The sequence below is a fragment of the Blautia sp. DFI.3.45 genome, from assembly GCF_020593505.1.
GTDB classification, from domain to species: Bacteria; Bacillota; Clostridia; order Lachnospirales; family Lachnospiraceae; genus Blautia_A; species Blautia_A wexlerae.
In genome coordinates this window covers 1-404 of the sequence record NZ_JAJDMI010000179.1, presented here as the reverse complement: position 1 = coordinate 404, position 404 = coordinate 1, and the positions used below count along the sequence as shown (strand labels likewise).

The following is a 404-nucleotide window of genomic DNA, read 5'->3' as shown; positions in this document are numbered from 1 at the left end:
AAAAAGAAGAACGCAAGGACAGGCTTCATCAGAATTATTTGAAGCGGAAAGCCAGTGGCGCACAAAAACGGTATGAGGACAAAATTAAGGCAAAGAAAAAAGCGGAAATGGACGCTAAGAAAGCCCTGATCCGGGCGGAGGATATGAAAAAAGGCGTTTTTTCTACTGTCGGACAGCTGCCGAAAGAAGAACCGCGCAAAGGCAGCATAGCAGCCAGCGCAGCAGTCTAATCATCATGGAGCAAAGGAGAATGAATATGAGTAAGTTGACTTACATTCGTTGCGGAGATTATGATATACCCAACCTAAAACTTTCTGTGCAGCCGGAAACTTCTATCGGCAAGTACGGCAGAATGCGAAAATCCTACCTAAAGGAACATCGCCCCATTCTCTACAACCATCTGC

General features: G+C 45.5%; 1 protein-coding gene and 1 pseudogene. Both read left to right on the top strand.

The window, feature by feature from the left end; genetic code table 11:
• Positions 1-230 (top strand): annotated as a pseudogene (locus LJE09_RS17500) (DNA recombinase); the annotation flags it as partial.
• A 26-nt stretch (positions 231-256) separates the two neighbouring features.
• Positions 257-404, top strand: a 148-nt coding sequence (locus LJE09_RS17495) for a TnpV protein (RefSeq protein ID WP_227311619.1), incomplete at its 3' end; no start/stop codon positions are given.